The organism is Paenibacillus amylolyticus (assembly GCF_036894225.1).
Classification (GTDB): domain Bacteria; phylum Bacillota; class Bacilli; order Paenibacillales; family Paenibacillaceae; genus Paenibacillus; species Paenibacillus amylolyticus.
Genome location: NZ_CP145892.1, coordinates 5,791,699 through 5,814,710 on the forward strand (window position 1 = coordinate 5,791,699; position 23,012 = coordinate 5,814,710).

A 23,012-nucleotide genomic window follows, 5' to 3' on the forward strand; every position below is an offset into this window, starting at 1 on the left:
TAAGTGCTTTCATAATTGAATAATAATCGCTCCTATATCCCTTGTCAATAGTGAATTTATAAAATTGAAAACGTTTTTTAGAAAACGTTTTAGATAAAAAAAGAACCCAAATATTCTGGGTTCTTTTTCGTTTTAGATCTGAATTGCTAATCGTTTATTTAGCCTCTTCACCGCTCCACAATTGAACACGGTTTTGAACGAGTTCTGTATATTGTTTCTCCATATCCTCTGCTCCTGCTTGGTTCACTTCTGCAATCATGCCGTCATAGATCGCATCGAACTGTTCAGGAGTACTCAGAATGGCTTCCGGGATACGTTTCCGAATGATATCCTGTGTTTTCTTGAAGATGACGTTGTAGTTGGAATCACCTGGTGTTGGCAGATTGTATGCTGCTCCCCATGGTTTGATTGGGAACTCATCTTCACTCGGGAACAGATCTTTCCACGTCGTAGCACCGTAAGCTTTGAGTGTTTCTTTCTCTGCATCGGAATATGCTGCCACGATCTGTTCAGGGAAATTCGTAGTGTAGTAGTTATCCGTTGAATCCTTCACACCGTCTCCATAGTGACCAGACATATTGGTGTACAGACCGATACCCGTTTCTTTCTGGAATACAGCTGCATTATTGGTTTTCTGATCCAGAATGTCGGCAGGAATGACACGTTTGCCGTCCTTCACTTCATACTGTTTGCCCTCAATTCCCCAGTTCATCAGCACTTGCCCTTCTTCAGAAGCCAGGTAATCGAAAAATTTGATCGTACGAACCGGGTCAGGATTCGATGTTGTAATCCCTACACCCCAACCGGATACAAAACCAGGGTCTTGGTAGGCATGATCCTTGATATCCTCGGACAGGGTTACCGGGAAGTGTGAATACGTTGCTTCAGTCTTACCAGCGGATTTCAATGCATTTTCTGCATCGGAATAACCCCAATCCTGGTCAATGACACCCAGAACACGTCCACTTGCAATTTTGGATTTGTATTGGTCTGTTTTCTGGATAAAGCTGTCCTGATCCAGCAATCCAGTGTTGTACATATGGTTCAACCAGCGGAAGTACTCTTTTTCCTCTGGACGTTTGTAATGCAGACTTGCTTCATACGTCTCTGGATCGATATAGTATTCACCATCATCCGGAGCTCCTGTTGCCTGGAAGGCAGGGTTCGTTACAGTAATCATGATTCTCCAATCATCCGCGTCCAGTGTTAACGGGATCGTTGGCTGACCATCAATCGTTGGGTGTTTCTCTTTGTACGCCTTCAATACATTCTCGTAATCCTGAAGTGTACGTACTTCCGGGTATCCGAGTTCTTTCAGTACACGGTGCTGAATGCCAAATCCACCACCTGCATCAAAGTACTTTTGGTCTACCGCATAATACGTTGGCAGCACATAAATAGCCTGATCTTCATTACTGTATTTCAACCGGTCCATGTAATTACCATACAGCTTCTTCAGATTGGGAGCATATTGGTCGATCAGATCTGTCAGATCGAGCATTGCTCCGGCATCCACCAGTTTGCTGAGTTCTCCTTTGGGGGAGACAATATCCGGATAGTCTCCGCTCGCCGCCATTAAGGATATTTTATCTTGACCACCACTAACGGCAAATTCACCGTTAAGGGTTATCCCTGTTTTTTCCGTAAGGACTTTACCTACTTCATCCTTCATGCCATTCCAGTTCGGACTGGGGTCAACGCTGAAGAAATCAAAAGTAAGTGGAGTTGTCTCTGCGCTTGTATCCTTGAACGACGTATCACTGCCGCTTCCTCCACCGCAACCTGCGAGTAAAGACATTGCAAGCACTGGTGCCAGTGCAATCTTCATTTTGGAACTTGCCATAATGGTAATCCTCCCTGTTTCATATGTCTGTCTTATCCGGGACTTTTTTGTCCCTGTCTATAGCTTCATGAATACCACACCGCAGCCCTATACGGTGAAGCGCAGACCACATGGCTGCGCTTCGGGTATCCTGATGCTTCATTTGTAGATGTACGGCCGCTCTATGTGGCAGCCTGTACCCAATTGTTTAACCTTTTACTGCGCCCAGTGTCATACCACCAACAAAGTACTTCTGAAGGAATGGATATACAATGAGGATTGGAACCGTTACAACGATCGTAATCGCCATTTTGATCGATTCCGGTGAAATCTGTGTCATTTGCTGCGCCATATCATTGGCATTTCGTCCAGCACCTGAGCCCTGCTGTGTACTTTGCAATACTTTCATCAGCTCATATTGGAGCGTGGTCAAATGTGCCTTTGAACCATTATACAGGTACGTATCGAACCACGCATTCCATTGACCTACAGCCAGGAACAATGCGATGGTAGCAAGCACTGGTTTACACAGTGGCAAGATGATTCTGTAATAGATTGTAAAGTCATTCGCTCCGTCCAGCTTCGCGGATTCCTGCAATGAGTATGGCAGGCCATCAATGAATGAACGGATAATGAACACGTTAAATGCACTGATCATGCCAGGCAATACATATACCCAGAATGTACCGATCAGGTTCAAGTCACGCATCAGAATGTACACCGGAATCAGACCACCGGAGAAATACATCGTGAGCGCGAGCGTTGTGGAAACAAATTTTCTAAGTCCAAAATCAGGTCTGCTCAGTGTAAAGGCGATCATGGATGAACTGATCAATCCGAGCACGGTACCTACAAGTGTACGCAGAATGGAGATCTGCAAACCTTGTAACAATCCATCATATTGGAAAATCGTTTTGTAGTTCTGTAATGTGAATTCGCGAGGCCACAAGTAAATTCCGCCACGTACTGTATCTGTCGAGTTATTGAGTGAGATGGCTAGTACGTTAAGGAATGGATAAAGTGTTACAACCAGCACCATGGTCATCGCGAGGATGTTGAATATATCGAACAGTTTATCGCCCCGAGTAGCATTGAATGCTTTGTTCGCCATAATGTCGTCCCCTCCCTACATGATGCTTTCTTTTGTGAATTTTTTGAACAAGCCGTTCGCAGTAAACAGAAGGATGATACTGACAACGGAGTTGAATATACCTATGGCTGTACCATACGAGAATCGTCCCATATTCAAACCATAATTGAGCGCGTATAGATCAAGTACTTCCGAGTAGTCTGTGACCAGACTGTTGCCAAGCAAGAACTGCTTCTCGAAACCGATACTGATAAGATGTCCAATCGACATGATGAAAAGTACAGAAATCGTGGTCCGTATGCCAGGCAGCGTAATATGCCACATCTGTCTCCAGCGGTTGGCTCCATCTACACGGGAAGCTTCATACAACTCATTGTCGATACCTGTAATCGCCGCCAGATAGATGATGGCATTCCAACCGGTTTCCTTCCACATATCTGAAGCGGTTACAATGTACCAGAACAAGTTCCCCTTGGCCATGAATTGGATTGGCTGATCGATAATGTTCAGTCCTACCAATAGATCATTGATAATCCCTCCATCGGTGGAGAGCATCTTCGTAATGATCCCGGCTACAACAACCCAGGATACAAAGTGAGGCAGATATGATACCGTTTGCACGGCACGTTTGAAGAACATGCCTCTCATTTCATTCAGGAGAATAGCGAAGAATATCGGTACGATAAAACCGACAACTAGTCCCATCAAGCTCATTGCAAGCGTATTACGAAGTACCAGATAGAAACGATCATCACTGAACAGCTCTACAAAGTGTTTAAAACCAACCCACTCTTGATCACCAAATGATCTGGCAGGTTTATAATTTTGGAAAGCCATCGTCCATCCCCATAGTGGCAGATAGTTAAATACGAAAACCCAAGCTACGAATGGCAATGACATGAGATAGAGATATTTCTGCTGTTTCATTCTGTCCCAAATTCCGTTCCGCCGATTCTTTAAAGGCGGTTTGGGGTCACTGCTTCTGTTCGCGGAAGCGGATTTTTTTGTTAGCGTTTCCATCTCCGTTCCCCCTCCTCTGTTTTATAAAATAATCATACTCGATAGAGCGTTTTCAAAATACCATCTGGATTTTAGAGAAAATCATATAAAAATTAGATATAGACATATATAATCAGACATTAATTCGTTAAAATCAGTGATAAATTATACTTTTAAATGATATAAAAGTAATATTAAGGTAAAATACTATTGGAAGTGGTAAATATCGAAAACGTTTTATAGTAATCGTTTACTTCAACTACATGTCATGCAAAAAGGACCCTTTCGGGTCCCTATGATTACAATGTAAATTGAATGGTTTGCAGTTTAACGATGCCGAGTAGTTGCGCTACGGATATGGAGGTTGCTGGACGGAATTGATCTCCATTCAGATAGGCAAGTATCTCCTTAAATAAGTAGGCGGCTTCCGGACGCTTCATTACAGCCAGATTGGCAAACGGAAGTGAGGATACCAAAATCTTGCCCTTCCCTACTTTTGCCTCAAAGGCATAAGCGAGTCGTTTGGCCCGATGGAAATGGTCCAGCACTTCGATCAGCGGCTCAACCCCGGGCAACGTATCCAAACATATCGCTGGTGTACCGTTCACCAAGTGATACCAATGCCAGTCCGAAGCCCCATCATGCGGGAAGGTGCCTAGTAGTGCTAGCCGATCTCTCAGATACATGCCCATCGTTGCACCAGGCTGCGTAGCAAACATCAGGTAATTCCAGAATACAGGCAGATACTTGGTCTCCACTGAATCATATAACCCTTCTGCGGTTGGCTGTAGCCAAACACTTCCCCCGTTGACCACATAATCAACGACATTGGGTGTTAACGACTGAACGATAACCAAGTCAATCTCCCGATTTTTCAACAACTGGAATCCATCGATGCGATCTACGCAATCATCATGCGCTTCACCTAGGAATGGCTTCAACTCTGCCACGGTATTCCAGAACCGATTCGAACTCGGATGAGACTGATAAAAAGGAAACGACCAGCCATGCCATACATTCGCTACAGTTCTTTCCAAATCGCCTGATATCAGCTCCGCCTCGATCCGAAAAGCTGCTGCCCCTTCATGAGGAGCGGTAGCGACGATACTTCCCAGTGATATGACAGACCCACATTGGATATTTCCGGTCTTCCATTCCCCTTCATTAAGTATCACATCATTGCTTATTAACCTCCACTGAATGACCGCGTCCTCAAGCGGCTCCTTACCGTAGTGAGAGATGCGTACATCGACATGAATGGATTCTCCGGCGTAAAATGTACGCTCTTTGCAGCTTAACAACAGCACCACATCTGCGTTGAAACACATGAATTCTTCTGGTGTTGTAATGCCTTTGTCATCCCAAAACACATCCAGAATGCCCGTCGTAGCATGTCCCTGTCCTGGAAAATCGCGAATGTCCAGAAGTTGTACGCCCGCAGCGTCCGGTGTTCGCCGAATCCGCTCCATGGCTTCTTTTAAGGAACGTACCAGATGGGTACCACTGACCTGTTGAAAATGCTCCAGATCCTCGATCATGCCTTTGTTTGTTAACGATTCTTCGATCGGTCGTAACCAGCTAGGACGCAATACGCCAGTATACTTCGCTCGCTCTTGGGGCCGCACATACATGGTGTACTGTGCATGTTCGTGCCCAATGACGGGATGCTCCGCGAGCCGAGTGACTGCATGATAGTCCAGCGTGGTATCCGGCACAGCAGAATATGCGGATTCCAACGGGGGATGCCAGTTCAACGACTGAATATAATAATCACCTTCCCGCCCTTGCGCCGGAAGCTGTCCAAAACCTGTATTGTCCGTATATAACCGGGTCGGGTCCATATCCCTTGCCCTTGAGACCAATGCATTGAGTTCTGGGTGGCCATTCGGACCAATAAGTTCATTCCCCATGGAGAACATGACGAATGAAGGATGTCTATGCAGCGACTGAAGCAACCCGTCCAGTTCTTGTGTCAGATAGGACAATACTTCAACTGGCGCAGACTGATCCGATTGCTCAAAGAAACGAGACCAATGGGGAAGTTCAGCCTGCACCAGCATGCCCGCTTCATCAGCAGCATCCCAGAAAGGCTCCGGCGCGCTCCACCCATGCAGTCGGACATGATTGAAGCCATACGATCTGGCGATTCGAAATTGCTGAAGATAATGCTCCTTGTCCCAGACGGGATAACCCGTCAGTGGAAAGATACAGCAATCGACGTATCCACGCAAATATACTGGTATCCCATTCAGTTCAAGCTGCTTCCCGTTTGTTGCAAAGGAACGTACACCAAACGATTGCTCCAGCCGATCCAGTTCCCGTTCACCGTCATAGAGACGGATCATAGCCTTGTATAATTCAGGAGATTCATCCGACCATCTTGCGATAGACTTTTCTGTTCCAAGTTCCAATCGCCACTGAGTTATTACAGCGTTACTTTCAGTTAAACCTGGTGAGCTTATATCCACATGTGATGGATCACTCAGATTCACATTACAACTATATCGATCAAGCCAGGTGCCGTCCGGTTGCTGGATATCCACATGTAATTGCATCGATCTAGCGGAATCATCTGCGGGAGCGCTTACAGTACAATCAATCAGAAGAGTTCCAGTTTCAGCATCTGGTTGAATACGTAACGTCTGTAATCGGCATGGGGGCAGACTGTCCAGATAAACACCACCCGTGATGCCACCCCAGGCTGTGGCCGTATGCAATGAATGAATATGGCTACCCGCCAGCGGAAGTTTCATCGTATTGTCCACGCGGATCTCCACACGATTCACTTCTCCCTGCTTCACCAGAGAGGTAACATCCCACTTCTGTTGATTCACCAGACTATCCTGCTGCCCGGCATACTGTCCATTGATCCAGAGATACGTTGTCCATCGGACACCTTCCAATCTGAATACATAGTGGCATCCAGGATCGTCTGATGGAACATGAACATCCTGAGCATACCAGGCTGAGCCTTCAAATTCGCGTACCTTGGTCCAAGTATCGAGCCTTTCGTATTCAGGCTCATCTCCGTATCCTTGCTCTTCCCATGAACCGGGAATCTGAATGGTCTCCCATGATGTATTTTTACACTGTGAAGGCGGTAATATCTCTTGTTCAACGAGTATATCGGACTCCAGATCCAAACAAAACTGCCATGTTCCATTTAAGTTCAATGTATGACGTACAGCGCCTATATCAGACAAATTCATATCGTATAGCCATCCCTTCATCTGGATTCTTGTAAATCCAGTCTAAAATGTGAAACATTCGGTGACCATTGCTTATCATGGGAAGTGCATGGACAATATGATGAATCTGGAAATTTCTCAGGAGTATCGAAAACGTTTTACACAATAGGCAGGGGCAAAGCCCAGCACTCCGTACTTATTCCTCGTTTATATCTGTAGCCGTTCCTTTAATTGATGATTGGGTTCTGGCCTGTTTGTAAGCGGAAGGGCTCTCCCCTACATACTTCTTGAATTTGCCGTGGAAGTAGTCCACATTAGCATATCCCACTCTCGCCGCGACCTGATGAACCTTCAGTCCTTCGTCCAGCAATTCCTTGGCCTTTTCCATACGAACCTTGTCCAGAAATGCATTGAAATACTCTCCAGTATGATTCTTGAACAACTTACCCAAGTAACTGCTGTTATAGTTAAACACTTCTGCTAGTACTTCAAGCTTGAGATTCTCGCCAGGGTTACGCTGGATAAATTCAATCATCTGTTTCAATACAGTATCCTTGCTTCCCCCACCCATACGTTGAATAAGTCGATTCAAATGTTCCGATGCCATGACTTTGAGATCAGACATCGTAAATTGATGATAGACTTCATTAATCAGAACCGAATGTTCCTGCATAATGGAGTGCATATGTTGATTCGTCGCCGCAAGCTTGTTGAACGCCAGGGAAAATACCTGTGAGAACGCCGTCTTGATCGCTTGCTCTGTTCGGTGATATGGAACAAGGCGCTCTTCCATCTCACCCAGCACCCGCATAACGGACTCACTACTGCGGATGTCTAACGCATAATACAGTTTGTCCGCGAGTTCGTCCTCAACTGGCTCATGTGCTCCGTCCACAGCTTCAACTTCTGGTCTAACAACGCCTTCGCTACCTTCAGTCCACAGAATGATGCGTTGCTCCGTGAACAAGAAGCGTTCCCCGAGTAAACGATTCGCCTGCGTGTATGACCGCGCAATTTCAGAAGTGGAATGTACAGGTTCTCCCGCAGCACCGTACATGTGAACCTCCCATTCTCCTAGCAGTCCTTCCAGCTCATCATACAGATTTCTTGCTGATGACTCGGATGTGATTATTTCCTTACTTAACAGCCCCAGACCAGAATGGAACGAGAATACAATGCCTCGGTCTTTATGGTCAAATGCTTCAATCAGTTTGCGTTTCATAACACTTCCCCGTTGCAGATCAGGGGTTACATGCATCTCAAGCAGCACAATCTGATAGTGAGGCCAGTGCAGCCCCAGGCTATCTTCTTCCATGCTACCCGCACCCTCCAGACTGTCAAAGAGCAAAGCCTCGATCTGATGCTCCCTAAAGACGGTATCTTCACCAGCATGACGTGCCATTGTCTCCCGTTCACGGGTCAGGATTGTAGCAATACGCTCCAGTTCACCAATAATCTCTTCTTCATCCACCGGTTTGAGCAGATAACCATCCACACCAAAACTGATGGCTTTTTTGGCATAATCAAAATCTGCATAACCACTTAATATCAAAAAGTGCGAATCCGGATGATTCCGGCGCACTTCTTCAATCACATCCAGCCCGGTCATACCGGGCATGCGAATATCAATAATCGTCAGATCAGGCTCCAATTCCTCAAACCGGGAGATGGCCTCACGCCCGCTGGCAGCTGTAGCGATGACCTGGAATCCGTATTTTTCCCACTCAATAATGGTTGTCAGTCCCTCACGTATGCTCGGTTCGTCATCCACCAAAAACACTTTATACATGTTGGTCCCCTCCTGCTGGCAAAGTGAAAGAAACCTCTGTTCCTTCCCCATATACACTCTTAATCTGTATTCCATATGGCTCGCCGTACGTCAATGTTAAGCGTTGATGTACATTACGCATGCCGATCCGACTCTTCTCCTGTTCCTCCGGTCCACAGATAAACTGCATCACCTCAGCCAGTCGTTCTGGCGTTATACCTGCACCATTGTCATCCACACGGATCTGCACGATGTTCTCTACTAAACGAATACTTATATGAACACGGACTGTGCCCTCTTTGTTCTCCAGACCATGGACAATCGCATTCTCAACCAAAGGTTGAATAATCAAAGGCGGAATGTACATCTTCTCCACCTCGGGATCGATATGGATCTGGAATGCAAGGCGGTCGCCGTAACGAAATTTCTGAATTTCCAAATAAGAACGTACCATTTCAAGTTCAGCCCGGAAGGTTGTTTTTCCACTGCCAATCTCCAGACTCTTGCGCATCAGCTTGCCCAACAGCCTGACGATGTTAGCAATCTCTGCTTCTCCCTTAATATGCGCTTTCATCCGAATGGACTCCAGTGCATTAAACAAGAAATGTGGATTGATCTGGCTCGCCATCATTTTCAGTTTAATCTCTTTTTGGGCGATTTCCAATTGATTGTTCTGTTCGGTCGCTTCTACCACCTGCGTCATGAGTTCATTGATACTTTTCACCATATAGTTGAACTGTCGTGATAGTTGCCCAATCTCATCGTTTCCATCAATTCGTGAAGTCACGTTCAGGTCTCCTAATGCAAGCTTGTTGAGGTGTTTACTCAGCCGGAGCAATCGATTGGAAGTGAGGAACGAGATGATATATACGAATAGTAGGGCGATCACCAGCACCAGTATAATAAAAATCATGCCGATCAAGCTGACCGTGTTGGCGTCTTTGACGATATTTTTGGTGGCAAAAACCGAAATCACCTTCAGGTTGTTCATACTCGATCCAGGGCCCAGCTCATCAATAACAATATTAGATGGTTCCCCCCGGAAATCACCCTCTATGGTGCCTTTCGCCTGATTCTGCAGATCAACGCCAAAATCAAGCTCGTCCAGCGTTTTTCCTACCAGTTCGGTATTCTTGGCTGCAACCACATACCCCTGCTCGTCCGTAATCATCGTCTCAAACTGTTCCTGACGCAATAATCCATTCAGCTCATCCTGATTGATCACAATCATCAACACGCCCTCGGTCCGATACTCGGCAAAAGGTACTTTGCGCACCAGGCTGAGCTTGTGTACAGGATTATCTTCCTTGTCTGGGATGTAGAACCACCCGATGCTGGTTGTTTTCAGTGCCTGTTGGTACCAGTAGCTCTCTTCCGTCTGCTTGTCTACCGGGATGAATTCGAGGTTGTTGATCAATGTTGGGTTAGTCGAGTAAAAACGAATGCCTGCTATCTCACGGTACAAACGCCTGTACTCCTGAAAGTCTTTGTATGCAAGATACGCTGAGGTTAACTCCACAACGCTCTTGTACCGTTTATTTACGATCTCCTTAAGATCCGCATTAAACATTAAAAGATTGGATATATCGGTTGGTACACGAAGCATGGTTGCCGTCTGGCTCTTGATCTTGTCCACATTGATGATCGTCTGTCCTATCGCATTGTCCAGGGCTTGCTGGCGAAAATAACTGGTCACAGCAAGACCAACAATCAGGACCGGAATCATGACAACCAGTACATAGGAAATGAGCAATTTATGCTTTAATTTGAGATTATTAGTGGTTCGTATCAACCTTTTCAACATGTCTGCACCTTCCGTCATCTGTATAAGCGCTTACATATAAACAGCAGGATCAGGATGTTCTGTCCTCAGAATTAATCATACCACAGAACCGTCAGAATTCGGATTGTCATTGCAATGGGTACTATATTGCCAGGCTGCAAGCCAACCTACCTCTAGTAGAAGAAGCCGCCATTAACATGGCGACCGGGCTTACCGAATTATTTTCTACTGACAGAAGTTTAGTGACTCCTAGATGGGCGAAATCCCTGTTGAAGTGTTGGAAAAGCAAAAAAAGGCACTCCCACGATTGGAAGTGCCTCTCAGTATCAGATTTACTCATATGTTATTAAGGACGAGGTGTACTTACCCCATTGAGGATCAGTTTAGGATGAATATCGGCGCTCAGCGAAGCGGAAACTGCACAATATTTTTCCTCAGCCATCTGGATGGCTTTCCAGATGCGATAATCCGGGATATCGCCATCGACTTTGAAGATCAGATCAATGGATGTGAAGCCTTTGGGCATCTCTTCACTGCGTGTGCCTTGCGCTTCAATCTCAATCGACTCAATTTTGTCCAGGAAAGCGTCCAGAATCATCGTAATATCGATTCCCATACAGCCCCCGAGACCCGCCAGCAACAATTCCATCGGGGTCGCACCCTTGCTGTCACCACCATAAGCAGCAGTGGCATCCATGCCAACGGCGTAGCCAGAGGGTCCTTCGGAAGTAAACGCGCGTTTGCCTTTCCATACGGTTGTTACATTCATGATGTTATCCTTCTTTCTTACAATAGTTTACGATTTGCAGAAATCCGTTCCGGGTACGGCTCGTTCTTCCGATCGCTGTTGTCTCCAAATATTTTTGATTTTTATTCACAAAGGACAATATTCGGAGACAAAGGCGAGCGCTACGCTTCTTCAGAATCGATTCCGTCCCCTTCACTCAGCAGCTTATCGCTATAATCGATCGTATCAATCAGTAAATTGTAGTAATGTAATTAGAATTCAGTAATCTGTTGCAAGAAACGACGGGTGCGTTCTTGCGTTGGATGTTCAAAAAAGGCTTGTGGACTTGCCTCTTCCACAATTGACCCGTCCGCCATAAAGACGATTTTGTTCGCCACATTACGGGCAAACTTCAATTCATGTGTCACAACCAGCATCGTCATGCCTTCCTCTGCCAGTTCCTTCATAACGGAAAGCACTTCTCCGACCAATTCAGGATCAAGAGCTGAAGTTGGCTCATCAAACAGCATCACTTCCGGCTCCATCGCGAGTGCACGCGCAATGGCGACCCGCTGCTGTTGTCCACCGGACAATCGGGATGGATACGCATCCTGCTTGTCCGACAAGCCGACCCGATCCAGAAGAATCCGGCCGCGTTCAGCCGCCTCGTCCCTTTTGATTTTTTTCACCGTAACAAGGCCTTCTATCACATTACCCAGCACTGTCTTGTGCGGATACAGATTAAATTGCTGGAATACCATGCCGGTCTGGCGACGAATCTCCAGTACCCGGGCACGTTGGACTCGCAGCGGATCTGCGCTGTTGACCACAATGCCGTTCACTTCGATCTGTCCTCCGGACAGCTCTTCCAGCCCATTCAGACAGCGCAGCAAGGTACTTTTGCCTGAACCACTTGGGCCAAGCAATACAACAATATCTTTGGCATCGACATGCAGATCGATGTTCGTAAGTACTTCATTTTTCTGAAAACGTTTGGTAAGTCCAGTTGTTGTAATCATCGGTTCTCTCCTCCCATCAGTAAGCCCGGGCCAACCGGCGCTCCACTTGTTCCAGAATGGCCGAGAAGCCGATACTCATAATCCAGTAGATCACACCGATGGCCAGATAAAAAGGCATATTCAATGCATATTGGGATACCAGCAGTTGTGCTGAACGCAACAACTCGGTAACACCAATCGCCGCCACAAGTGATGTTTCCTTCAACATGCCAATAAACGTGTTCCCCATCGGCGGAATCGCAATGCGCACAGCCTGCGGGAAGATAATCCGTCTCATCGCTTGAGCCGGGGTCATTCCCGTTGCATATGCAGCTTCAGTCTGTCCTTTAGGCACAGCCTGAATGGCTCCACGGAACGTCTCCGATAGAAACGCACCTGCATTCAGACTCAGTCCCAGACATGCTGCGGTGAGTGATCCCAAGGTCACTCCATAATCGACCAATCCGTAATAAATAACGAATAATTGCACCAGCAGCGGGGTTCCCCGCATGATGGATACATAAAACCTTGCGATCAACCTAAGCCACATCGGTCCCTTCAGACGAGCAATCGCAACAAGCACCCCGATGATGAACGCAAAAAACATGGAGATCACAGTTACATACAGCGTATAATAAGCCCCCTTCAGAAAGAAGGGGATATTCTCAAATACCAGTTCCATGGGTCAAATCTTCCCTTCGCCTTGCAGGTTCATTATTGCGCAGGCTCTTCACCAAACCATTTTTTGAAAATGGTATTGTACGTGCCATCATCTTTCATGCCTTTGAGAGCATCATTTAATGCTGCTACAAGTTCCGGATTGTCTTTGCGAACAGCAATACCTGCCTGGTCACTCTTAATAGCTTCACCTACAGCTTTGATTTTCAATCCGTTGGCATCCACAATCGGTTTCAGAGCGTACATATTGTTGATTGTTGCATCAATCCGCCCAGCATTCAGATCTTTGAGTGAAGAGATGACATCGTCATAGGTTTTAATCGTGAAGTCTCCCACTTTTGGCAACACTTCATTACGCAGATATGATTCATCATTTGTACCCAGACCTACGCCAATCGTCTTACCTTTGAAGTCTTCCAGCTTGGTAATATCGTTATTGTCTTCTTTTACAATAATTTTAACTTGGTTCGTAATATACGGATCACTGAAATCCAGTACTTTCTTACGATCATCGGTAATCGTCATCTGGCTGATAATGGCATCAAGCTTCTTCGCTTGCAGACTTGGTGTCAGACCGGAGAACTCTTGGGATACAAATTCAACCTCTACACCCAGACGCTTCGCAACTTCACGTGCGATATCGGCATCATAGCCGTCCATTTCTTTCTTATCGTTCAGGAAGTTGTACGGTGCGTATGTGCCCATCATGCCCACTTTGATAACGCCAGCAGACTTGATTTGCTCCAGTTCATTGCTTGCCTGTGCACCATTTGTACTTCCATTGTCTGCTGCTTTACTTCCACAAGCACTAAGTACCAGCACGGTCATCAGCAGAATTGCTGTCAAAGACCAGCCTTTACGAGTTTTCGATCCATATGTGTTGTTCATTACGTTAACTTCCTCTCAGTCGTGTATTAATCTGGATGTACATTGGGTTACTTTATTGTGACTAAACCGCAGTTGTACCCATTATTCCCTGCTATTTGTTTAATCATGTGAATCTTATGTGCCTAGCAGTCCGTAAAACTCAAAGCTTGCTGCTTCAGTTGCCAGCGATGAAGCTGTCATGGCTGAAAATTTGCTGTGTAACTCATCGGAACCGAACAACCAGCGTGATATCATGCCTTCAATCATGCTTACCAATAGGGCTGCTCGAAGTGGAACATCCATGCCCTTAGGCAACATGCCGAGTTCGATGGCACGTTCCATATTGTGACGAAACGCAGTTTCCACGGCATTACGTGTCTCCTCGACCAGGCGTTGTACGGACTCTTCCGTCACGATGCCTTTGAGCAACAGTTCCATAAAATAACGATTCTGCGCGGCAAACAAAAACAAGTCAGTGAACAGCCTTTCTGATGCTTTCACCATATCCTCTACTGATCCGGCATCCTTGCGGTACCCTTGTCCAATCGACTCAAGTAACTTCTCCTTGCCCGTTAAGACAATCTCCGAAGCAATGGCTTCTTTACTCTTGAAGTGCCAGTAGAATGTCCCTTGCGCCACACCAGCCTCGCGGACGATATCGGAAATTTTCGTCTGATGGTAACCTTGGGTTGCAAAACGTTCCATCGCTATGCGTATTATTTGGTCCCGGCGTTCTTCACCGGGTTCCAAACCGTTAATTTTGGTCATTCATGTAACCCTCCCGATTGATCAGTCAGTCAGTTAAGTTATATCCTATGGGATAACTAGGTTTTTGTCAATATAGTTTTAAACAAATGGTTACAAGCATAAGTTGAAGTTGAGTGCATTTGTGATCATAATAGGTGATAGCCTTGTTCAAATGAACAGGCATGGTCAAGCAGGACAGCCTGTGCTGTCACCTGCATTTCAAGGAGGAAGAGAATTGGACATTATATCATCCATTATTATGGGCATCATCGAAGGTTTGACTGAGTTTTTGCCCGTGTCCTCTACTGGACACATGATTCTGACTGCCCATTTGCTGGGTTTATCGGAGGACAACGAGTCAGTCAAAACGTTTGAGGTGGTTGTTCAACTCGGAGCTGTACTTGCTGTTGTTGTACTGTATTGGAACAAATTCATTGATATGTTCCGCTTCACCGGAGGGAGCAGGCCTTACTCCCGCCGCCTCAATCTGGGACATATTTTCCTGGCGATGGTTCCTGCCGTAGTCATCGGACTTGTATTCCGCGACTGGATCAAAGCACATTTGTTTGGTCCGGAAACAGTGCTGTACAGCCTCGTTATAGGTGGTATATTGATGATCGTAGCCGAACGCTGGAGCCGGAAGAGTGGGCGGATTACTACCCATGATGTCGATGATATTTCCTACAAACAGGCATTCGCGGTGGGTATATTTCAGATCTTGGCGTTGTGGCCAGGCTTCTCCCGTTCCGGGTCAACGATCTCAGGCGGTCTCTTTGCAGGGGTAAGCCGTGTAGCCGCTGCGGAGTTCACATTCCTCGTGTCTGTGCCAATTATGATTGGTGCTACGGGATATGACCTGTACAAAAGTATCGATCACCTGAACGGCAGTGATTTCCCAATCTTCGCGATTGGATTCATCGCTGCTTTCATCGTCGCCATGCTTGCGATCAAGACGTTCCTGTCCATTTTGAAAAAATTGAGCCTGACCGTCTTTGCTGTGTATCGCTTTGTCTTGGCAGCCGTGTTCTTTATTATTTTGATGTAAGCATTACAATTCAAGTAATTAGACAGGCAAAATCAATGGCGGCCTCACGTTCCCTTGGGAAGCGAGGCCGCCATATTTTATATTGCTATACTTCCTTTACTTCATGTTTCTGTTGCTTCACGATTCTGTTACTGCTCCAGAGACAGGAACATCCGTAATTAGAAGAAGTCTGATTCTTCATTACTTCCTTCTTTAGTGGGTTGGATCATTGGTGATGCCGACTAGGTTTACTATGTATCATGGACAACCATATTTATGTTCACTTCTGAAAAGCAGTCTGGCTAGTACCACTCTTTTACTTGAAAGTTCCGGTGTTTCTTTCGACTCTTCAATCTCTCACGCAGATTATATCTATTCTCCTTTTGTTCCTGCAGCAATTGCTTCACCCCGATCATCAACAATCGGTATCTTCGGTCATCATTGTGACTTAATTGGTGCATTTCTTCAAAAATTTCATTCTTCATACGGATCTTGTTCACTCCAAATATTCAGTTTGTTCTCACAGTATACATGGGAGCACTGAACAAATTCTAAACAAGCGCTGTTTCTCAACTTCAGTTATTCAAATGCACATTTGAATGCACATCATGCGGGCTGGAATGAAACAGAAAAACCCCTTCCTGTCGCAGGACAAGAAGAGGTCTCCTTAGCTAAATTAATTAGACAAGCTGCTGAGTCTCGTACACTTAAACTTTGGATTCAAGCGTCTCCAGATACTCGGAGATTTGAGCAGGTGTTTTAGCCCATTTGCTATGCAGATGTGCGATTTTCTTGCCGTTCTGGAAGACGAGCAGGCTTGGAATGCCGCGTACACCATTCTCTTCGGCAAACGGCTGGAACTTTTCTGCATCCAGGGCATAGAAGGTTTTGTCCGTATGTTGGTCGATAACATCCCCGATAAAACGATCCAGGTTTTTGCAATCCGGACACCAGGTTGTATCAAATTTAATGACGGTAAAACCATCAGAGTTAATTGTATCCAAATATTGCTGTTCACTTTGAATTCTTTCCATATGTCTTCTCTCCCTTATATGTTCCTTTTTTGGCTGATCTTCATTGTACCTCGTATAGTTACAATTGAAAATAGGCTTAATGGAGTTAACGATGCTGCTTGTACAGATTAGCGGGACTGAGTTCTCGTATTTCCTGAATTTCCGCAGGGGTGAGTTCAGGCGAATTCGAAGCAGCAATATTATGCAACAACTGTTCTCTTGAACTGGCACCAGGGACAACAGCTGCTACGGCAGGATGGGATAACGCGTAGCGAATAGCCGTCTGAGCCATACTGCGTTGGTCTGTAACAAGACGACTTAGCCCTTGCCGAATGGTATATAGTTGCTCTGGCGTATAGTCCAGATAACCTTTGTCTGCCTTGGCAGATCCGGAATCGGCAAGCACACCGCTAGCTACTGGTCCACGGGCAATTACGCTGATCCCCTTTTGTTCCAATAAAGGCAGCACTTCTTCTTCCGCTCTGCGGTCAGCAATGCTGTACTGGTTCATCACACTGACGATGGCTGCCCTCTTTACATACTCCCGAATCACATTGGGACGAATGGAGGAAATTCCGTAATATCGGATAAGTCCTTCCTTCTTCAGTTCCTCAAACGCTTCGATCGTCTCTTCGATGGGGTCGTCCAAGGTCCCGCCATGTAGCTGATACAGATCGATGTAATCGGTCTGCAGACGCTTCAGACTTTCATGTACAGCCTGCTTAATGTAGGCTTTGGACGGGTCCCATGACCAGCCCTCTTTGCCAGGCAGACGACGATTACCTACTTTGGTCGCCACAATGACTTGGTCCCGACGCCCTTTAATAGCTTGTCCTACAATCTCTTCATTACGCCCTTCGTCATACAGATCGGCTGTATCCAACAGATTGACCCCATGATCCAGAGCCTCATGAACCAGGCCCACAGCGTGCTCCATTTCAGTTCCAAGTGACATACATCCCAGCCCAATCTCAGACACCATCAGTTCGGATGTACCCAGACGATTTTTCTTCATATGTGCATCTCCCTCCATACGTTCTGCAAGTATCCATTGTATCATTCTTGCTGGCAAAAATCGCATGCCTCACCGAAACAAAGGGTAGTTTTCAACTGCACAAAAAAACCTGGAACGACTTCATCTCCAGGTTTCTCGTGATCATCATTTAAATTCAATCGATAAACGAACTATCGCAATCTATTTCACTTCCACACGTGGTCTGGTTTTACTTGTTCCATTGGACGAATTGGGGTTTTTCATCATACCCGAGACAGTGCTAAACAGCTTATCTCTTGCTTGTTTGTTCCTCATCAGATAAGTCACACCTGCGCCGATAGCCGTCATGAGTATTCCTCTTCTTTTAGACATGTGCTTCTCCTCCTTCAGGATAAATGTACATCGTGTCTTGTTTGACAATTACCCTGTGGGAGCAAAACGAAACGAAGTACAGGCTTGATCGCAGAAAAAAAGATGACCTCCGAATTCAATTCAGCGGTCATCTTTCAATCGTCCTGTTGAAACATCAACCGAACGAGATAAATCATACAAGCTTTCGTACAATCAAGACATACGTCCATGTCCAATTAATCAGATGGCGTTGCCACATGGGTCATTTCTTCATGTTTGTAGGTCGAACCATCGGCGGTCAGATAAAAGTGTCCGATGGGATGCAGATCTTCATCCAATTCGTAGACAAGCGGAATGCCCGTTGGGATATTGAGCGCCATCACGTCTGCTTCGGACAATTGGTCCAGATGCATGACGAGTGAACGGAGCGTGTTCCCATGCGCAGAGATCAGCACTCTTTTGCCAGCAGACACCATCGGTTTAATCTCCGCATTCCAGTACTCCAGTACACGCTTCGAGGTATCCATCAGGTTCTCCGTAAACGGGACGGTGCATCCGAGTCGCTTGTACTTGTCCAGATCCTGCACATATCGGTCATCGGTTTCGTCCAGTGCCGGGGGAGATACGTTCACGGATCGTCTCCATTCCTTTACTTGTTCTTCCCCATACTTCAGAGCAGTCTGCTGTTTATTCAGTCCTTGCAGCGCACCATAATGGCGTTCATTCAGCTTCCAAGTCTTCGTAATGGGAATCCACATGAGGTCCATTTCATCCAGCGCAATATCGAGTGTTCGGATAGAACGTTTCAGCACGGATGCATAGGCGCAATCAAAATCAAATCCCTGTTCCTTCATGATCTTCCCTGCTTTACGTGCTTCTGCGTAACCATCCGTTGTCAGATCCACATCAGTCCATCCGGTAAAACGATTCTCTACATTCCACATGCTCTGTCCATGGCGAATCAAAACAACTCTGTACATAAACGTGAACCCTCCTTCCATGGAAACATTACCAGCAAGTCAAACTAATTAGCACAGTGAAACGTTCATCACATTAATAATATGGTGCCATCATCAAGTATACTACGACACCTGTAGAACTGACGTACAGCCAGATTGGCATCGTCCAACGTGCAATTTTGCGGTGTTTCTTCAATTGATTCGTCCAACCCCACACAAGTGTGAACAACGCCAATGGAACAATCAGGGCTGCCAGTATACTATGGGTAATCAGAATGAAGAAATAAATGGAACGAATGATGCCCTCGCCGCCGTATTTGGACGTCTCTGGTGAGAGGTAATGAAACGTCAGATAGGTCACGAGGAATAACAGTGTTGTTGAGAATGCAGCAAGAATAAATCGTTTGTGCAGCTTCACATTTCGCTTGATAATCGCAATAAGCGCTGCGAGCAGGAAGATAAAGGTAAAGCTGTTAAACACGGCATTAAACCGCGGCAACACCGTGATATCAAAGGTTACATCACCTTTGTAACCAATCGACGGTGCGAAGAACAATAATAAAATAATGACATTAGCGAGAATGGAAATCGTGATAATGATGCCTGCGAAATTTTTATTACTCGTCGGGGACTGAATGTTCGGCTCCCCTTTGTTATTTTTGCCCAATGCAAAATCCTCCTCATATCCTAACTTCTATGTTCTATATCATTATATCTCGCCAATTCCGGGCTGTTAAGTGACAACACTCTGAACAAAAACCGCTTCACTCCCCTATAAAATGCCCCTTTGCGGCTATTTTCACTCAAATCCAATCCGGCTCCCATTTACCGAATCCTTCATTTGTGGTATAATTAACGCAATTAATCACATACGCGTTGAAACTGGAGGAGCCTGTCACCAAGGGCCCCTCTTTGTCTTTTTCAGGCACAGAACGGCACTCTGCTAATGCCGTTCTGTGCCTTTTTGTCTGTTTGAAGCGGAGGATGGATCGCCCTTGGGTTGGTTAACCTATAGACGCTACTACTGGAGGGAAGAACACCTATGGAATTTATTTTGGTTCTTGCACTTATTTTAATCTTTACCAAACTCGCTGGTGATCTATCCGTAAGATTGGGTCAGCCATCCGTTTTGGGGAAACTGATTGTGGGTGTCATCCTTGGGCCTGCAATTCTCGGTTGGGTTCAGCAAAGTGATTTCGTACATTATATGGCTGAGATCGGGGTATTGCTGTTAATGTTCATTGCGGGACTGGAAACCGATCTGGAACAGTTAAAGAAAAACTGGAAGGCGGCCTTTGCGGTAGCGGTCGGCGGTATTATTTTGCCTTTTATCGGAGGATACGGTTCAGCCATAGCATTTGGTATGTCACAGACACACGCGCTGTTCTTTGGACTTTTATTCTGTGCTACTTCCGTCAGTATATCGGTTCAGACGTTGAAGGATATGGATCAACTCAGCTCTCGTGAGGGTACAACCATCCTTGGAGCAGCTGTCGTTGATGATGTCCTGGTCGTTGTCATTCTTGCCGTTATGATGAGCTTGCTGGGTACTGGTGGAGGAGACACTTCGATTTCTCTGCTTATCGGCAAGAAGCTGTTATTCTTTGTGATCATCATCGCTGCCAGCTGGTTCCTTGTTCCACGCATCATGAAGTGGATGGCACCACTGAAAGTTACCGAGACCGTCATTACTGCGGGATTGATTATTTGTTTTGGCTTCTCGTACTTTGCAGAGTGGATGGGTGTTGCTGGAATCATTGGTGCATTTGCCGCTGGTATCGCGATCTCCCAAACCAAATTCAAACATGAGGTTGAAACTAAAATCGAGCCGATTGCTTACGGAATATTTGTCCCGGTTTTCTTTGTCAGTATCGGCTTAAATGTCACTTTTGATGGTGTGGGTTCACAGATTTGGTTTATTGTTGTTATAAGCCTTATCGCTATTGTTACCAAACTTATCGGTGGTGGAGCTGGTGCCCGGCTGACCGGGTTCGACCGTTCCTCTTCTATTGCTATTGGTGCAGGCATGATCTCCAGAGGGGAAGTTGCTCTAATTATTGCTTCGACCGGACTTGCTTCGGGCTTGCTTGATTCGGAGTACTTTACCAGCGTTGTGATCATGGTTATTGTGACTACACTGGTTACTCCGCCACTCCTCAAAATCACCTTTGCACGTAAAAAAGGGGAGCAGCGGGTTGAAAAAGGAATTGAAGACTCTCATTTGAACGGGTGAGGTATGTCTCAGTTCAAAACTTAACAATAAAGATTCCATTGTGGCACTCTGAACTCTAGACTTCAGTTGTGTCCCTAGAATTACTATGAGTGTCTTGCGACTCAGGTAAGCTGTGTCTTGATGATATGCTGCACTTTTAGCTTTTCGCATTTGGCACACCCAAGGCATCCAGTCGTCACACATACTAACACGGTCTTGAAGCATCAACGGGCGTAAAATTCCTGAAATGTAGGCCGGCTGCGCCTTAAGAATAACCCTTCATTTTTTCTAAGGAACCCATCTTATTTGGTCCTCTGGCTCTCTTTTTCAATTGTAAGAAACATCAGACACCTTATTTCCCAAATTTTCATAACAAAACGCTGAAAATGGCTGTACATTCCGAAATAACGTTTCTCAGGTTCCTTACATTTCTGCGAGTGCTTCAACGCCCTGAATAAGACGTCTCAGATTCCTTAGCTCTTATTGCCCGCTCTACGCTTCTTTCCAAGCATGAGCAAGAGAAGACGCATACCCCGCGGTACGAAGAACTTAATTTAAATGTAAACAGCCTTGAAGGCGAGAATAATCTACTTTTACAGCGTCTATATCGCTTACTCGCACATTAAGGGACCCGTTCTCACACATTTAAAGTGTAGCACCTACTAGCTCGGAATACGTCCAGTCTCGTTCTGGCATTCAGACCTTGGCTTGAGATATCCTCTATTGGAAAAGGTATTGAAATCATTCCATATTTAAAGCTATACTTGATCTAGAAATGTAACATATTGGTCGTGAAGCACACGCCGCTTTGATCCATTCTCCCCTTCAACGCGAAGGTTGGAAATGGTCAGAGCGGCTTTTTGTATTTTGACATGACGAACTGAAGCCTGTTCACGTTCGTTTATTTTATTTTTAGAGGAGATGAAGACGATGAGCATTGATTTTGAGGAGGCTTACGAAGTTTGGATGCACTCCCTTCTGGAGAAGGAAACGAACCCCAGAGTGCTGTCCAGACTAGAAAATGGACTTGAACATGGCACATTTGAATTTTTGCGTTCAGTCTGGTTTCCGGTGATGAAAAACTTTAATCATTTGCAACCGGAATGGGAGGTACGGGACTTTCATAACGGCTATCGGTATCTGGATCTTGCATATATGCCAGGTAACGGCGTTAAAGGAGGTATTGAAATCCAAGGATACGGGCCACATGCCCGTGATCTGGATGTACGGCGTTTTAAAGATTTATGCTGGCGGCATTGTCTGCTAACGCTTGATGATTGGATTTTTCTGCCGATCGCGTATCTCTCCATTAAAGACGAACCAAAACGGTGCCAACAGCTTGTGCTCTCTTTTATGGGAAAATTCATTGCTACGGACGTTCCCACATCCTTAAATTGGCTAGAAGCCGAGACTGTTCGTTATGCCAGACGCATCATCCGTCCATTTGCCCCCTCGGAACTAGCAACACACCTGCGAATCACGGATCAACATGCTCGAAGAGTTCTTCACAGCTTGATCGATCAACAAGTATTACATGTCGCTAGTGGCGCTCAACGATATCGAACGTATATCTTACGAACATGAGACACTCTATTTCGCCGATATCGTACATATCCATTTTTTAACGAACTCAGGACACCTTATTGTGATGATATGGAGTAAATCAGGGCACTTTTTCGGGCTTTTTCGAGAAATAAGATTGCTGGGATTCGTTAGAATTCCAACATGCCTCTTATCTCGATAATAAGCTCACCTGAGTTCGTTAGAATTTTAGAAATGACTCCGAAACTTT

General features: G+C 45.7%; 20 protein-coding genes. 3 read left to right on the plus strand and 17 right to left on the minus strand.

Annotated features, from left to right (window positions below; genetic code table 11):
• Positions 1–154 precede the first annotated feature (154 nt).
• From V6668_RS25755 to V6668_RS25805, 11 genes are all read right to left on the minus strand, one after another.
• Positions 155–1,843: an ABC transporter substrate-binding protein gene (locus V6668_RS25755; protein ID WP_036606896.1), complete on the minus strand. Its 1,689-nt coding sequence runs from the start codon at positions 1,841–1,843 to the stop codon at positions 155–157.
• Between the two features lie 187 nt (positions 1,844–2,030).
• Complete coding sequence (locus V6668_RS25760) at positions 2,031–2,933, minus strand: carbohydrate ABC transporter permease (protein ID WP_036606894.1); 903 nt, start codon at positions 2,931–2,933, stop codon at positions 2,031–2,033.
• Positions 2,934–2,948: 15 nt separating this feature from the next.
• Positions 2,949–3,932: an ABC transporter permease gene (locus V6668_RS25765; protein ID WP_036606891.1), complete on the minus strand. Its 984-nt coding sequence runs from the start codon at positions 3,930–3,932 to the stop codon at positions 2,949–2,951.
• 278 nt (positions 3,933–4,210) lie between these two features.
• The gene (locus tag V6668_RS25770; RefSeq protein WP_036606889.1) at positions 4,211–7,120 is read right to left on the minus strand and encodes a glycoside hydrolase family 2 protein; all 2,910 of its coding nucleotides are present in this window, start codon (positions 7,118–7,120) and stop codon (positions 4,211–4,213) included.
• A 175-nt stretch (positions 7,121–7,295) separates the two neighbouring features.
• Positions 7,296–8,888, minus strand: coding sequence for a response regulator transcription factor (locus V6668_RS25775; protein ID WP_338707037.1), 1,593 nt, complete (start codon positions 8,886–8,888; stop codon positions 7,296–7,298).
• Positions 8,881–10,671: a sensor histidine kinase gene (locus V6668_RS25780; protein WP_036606884.1), complete on the minus strand. Its 1,791-nt coding sequence runs from the start codon at positions 10,669–10,671 to the stop codon at positions 8,881–8,883. The genes V6668_RS25775 and V6668_RS25780 overlap by 8 nt, the downstream gene beginning before the upstream one ends.
• A gap of 325 nt (positions 10,672–10,996) precedes the next feature.
• Entirely contained in the window at positions 10,997–11,419 is a 423-nt protein-coding gene (locus V6668_RS25785; protein WP_036606882.1) for an OsmC family protein, read from the minus strand.
• Between the two features lie 230 nt (positions 11,420–11,649).
• Entirely contained in the window at positions 11,650–12,396 is a 747-nt protein-coding gene (locus V6668_RS25790; RefSeq protein WP_036606880.1) for an amino acid ABC transporter ATP-binding protein, read from the minus strand.
• 16 nt (positions 12,397–12,412) lie between these two features.
• Positions 12,413–13,057, minus strand: coding sequence for an amino acid ABC transporter permease (locus V6668_RS25795; protein ID WP_017692207.1), 645 nt, complete (start codon positions 13,055–13,057; stop codon positions 12,413–12,415).
• Between the two features lie 32 nt (positions 13,058–13,089).
• Positions 13,090–13,941: a substrate-binding periplasmic protein gene (locus V6668_RS25800; protein WP_036606877.1), complete on the minus strand. Its 852-nt coding sequence runs from the start codon at positions 13,939–13,941 to the stop codon at positions 13,090–13,092.
• A gap of 114 nt (positions 13,942–14,055) precedes the next feature.
• Positions 14,056–14,688 (minus strand): TetR/AcrR family transcriptional regulator, encoded by a 633-nt coding sequence (locus V6668_RS25805; protein WP_036606875.1) that lies wholly within the window; start codon positions 14,686–14,688, stop codon positions 14,056–14,058.
• Positions 14,689–14,902: 214 nt separating this feature from the next.
• Here V6668_RS25805 and bacA point away from each other — a divergent pair, with 214 nt between their 5' ends.
• Complete coding sequence (gene bacA / locus V6668_RS25810) at positions 14,903–15,712, plus strand: undecaprenyl-diphosphate phosphatase (protein ID WP_017692204.1); 810 nt, start codon at positions 14,903–14,905, stop codon at positions 15,710–15,712.
• 281 nt (positions 15,713–15,993) lie between these two features.
• On the opposite strand, the gene V6668_RS25815 is transcribed toward bacA, so the two are convergent.
• The 6 genes from V6668_RS25815 to V6668_RS25840 form a co-directional block, all read right to left on the minus strand.
• Entirely contained in the window at positions 15,994–16,176 is a 183-nt protein-coding gene (locus V6668_RS25815) for a hypothetical protein (protein WP_036606873.1), read from the minus strand.
• A 222-nt stretch (positions 16,177–16,398) separates the two neighbouring features.
• Entirely contained in the window at positions 16,399–16,725 is a 327-nt protein-coding gene (locus tag V6668_RS25820; RefSeq protein WP_017692202.1) for a thioredoxin family protein, read from the minus strand.
• An 85-nt stretch (positions 16,726–16,810) separates the two neighbouring features.
• The gene (locus V6668_RS25825) at positions 16,811–17,719 is read right to left on the minus strand and encodes an aldo/keto reductase (RefSeq protein WP_036668075.1); all 909 of its coding nucleotides are present in this window, start codon (positions 17,717–17,719) and stop codon (positions 16,811–16,813) included.
• Positions 17,720–17,899: 180 nt separating this feature from the next.
• A complete protein-coding gene (locus V6668_RS25830; protein WP_338707038.1) occupies positions 17,900–18,070 on the minus strand; it encodes a hypothetical protein in 171 nt (56 codons plus the stop codon).
• 215 nt (positions 18,071–18,285) lie between these two features.
• Positions 18,286–19,029, minus strand: coding sequence for a 2,3-diphosphoglycerate-dependent phosphoglycerate mutase (gene gpmA / locus V6668_RS25835; protein WP_036668077.1), 744 nt, complete (start codon positions 19,027–19,029; stop codon positions 18,286–18,288).
• 73 nt (positions 19,030–19,102) lie between these two features.
• The gene (locus tag V6668_RS25840; RefSeq protein WP_074096493.1) at positions 19,103–19,675 is read right to left on the minus strand and encodes a DUF420 domain-containing protein; all 573 of its coding nucleotides are present in this window, start codon (positions 19,673–19,675) and stop codon (positions 19,103–19,105) included.
• 375 nt (positions 19,676–20,050) lie between these two features.
• Here V6668_RS25840 and V6668_RS25845 point away from each other — a divergent pair, with 375 nt between their 5' ends.
• Positions 20,051–21,241, plus strand: coding sequence for a cation:proton antiporter (locus V6668_RS25845; protein ID WP_338707039.1), 1,191 nt, complete (start codon positions 20,051–20,053; stop codon positions 21,239–21,241).
• Between the two features lie 909 nt (positions 21,242–22,150).
• Positions 22,151–22,804, plus strand: coding sequence for a transcriptional regulator (locus V6668_RS25850; RefSeq protein WP_076319680.1), 654 nt, complete (start codon positions 22,151–22,153; stop codon positions 22,802–22,804).
• Positions 22,805–23,012 lie beyond the last annotated feature (208 nt).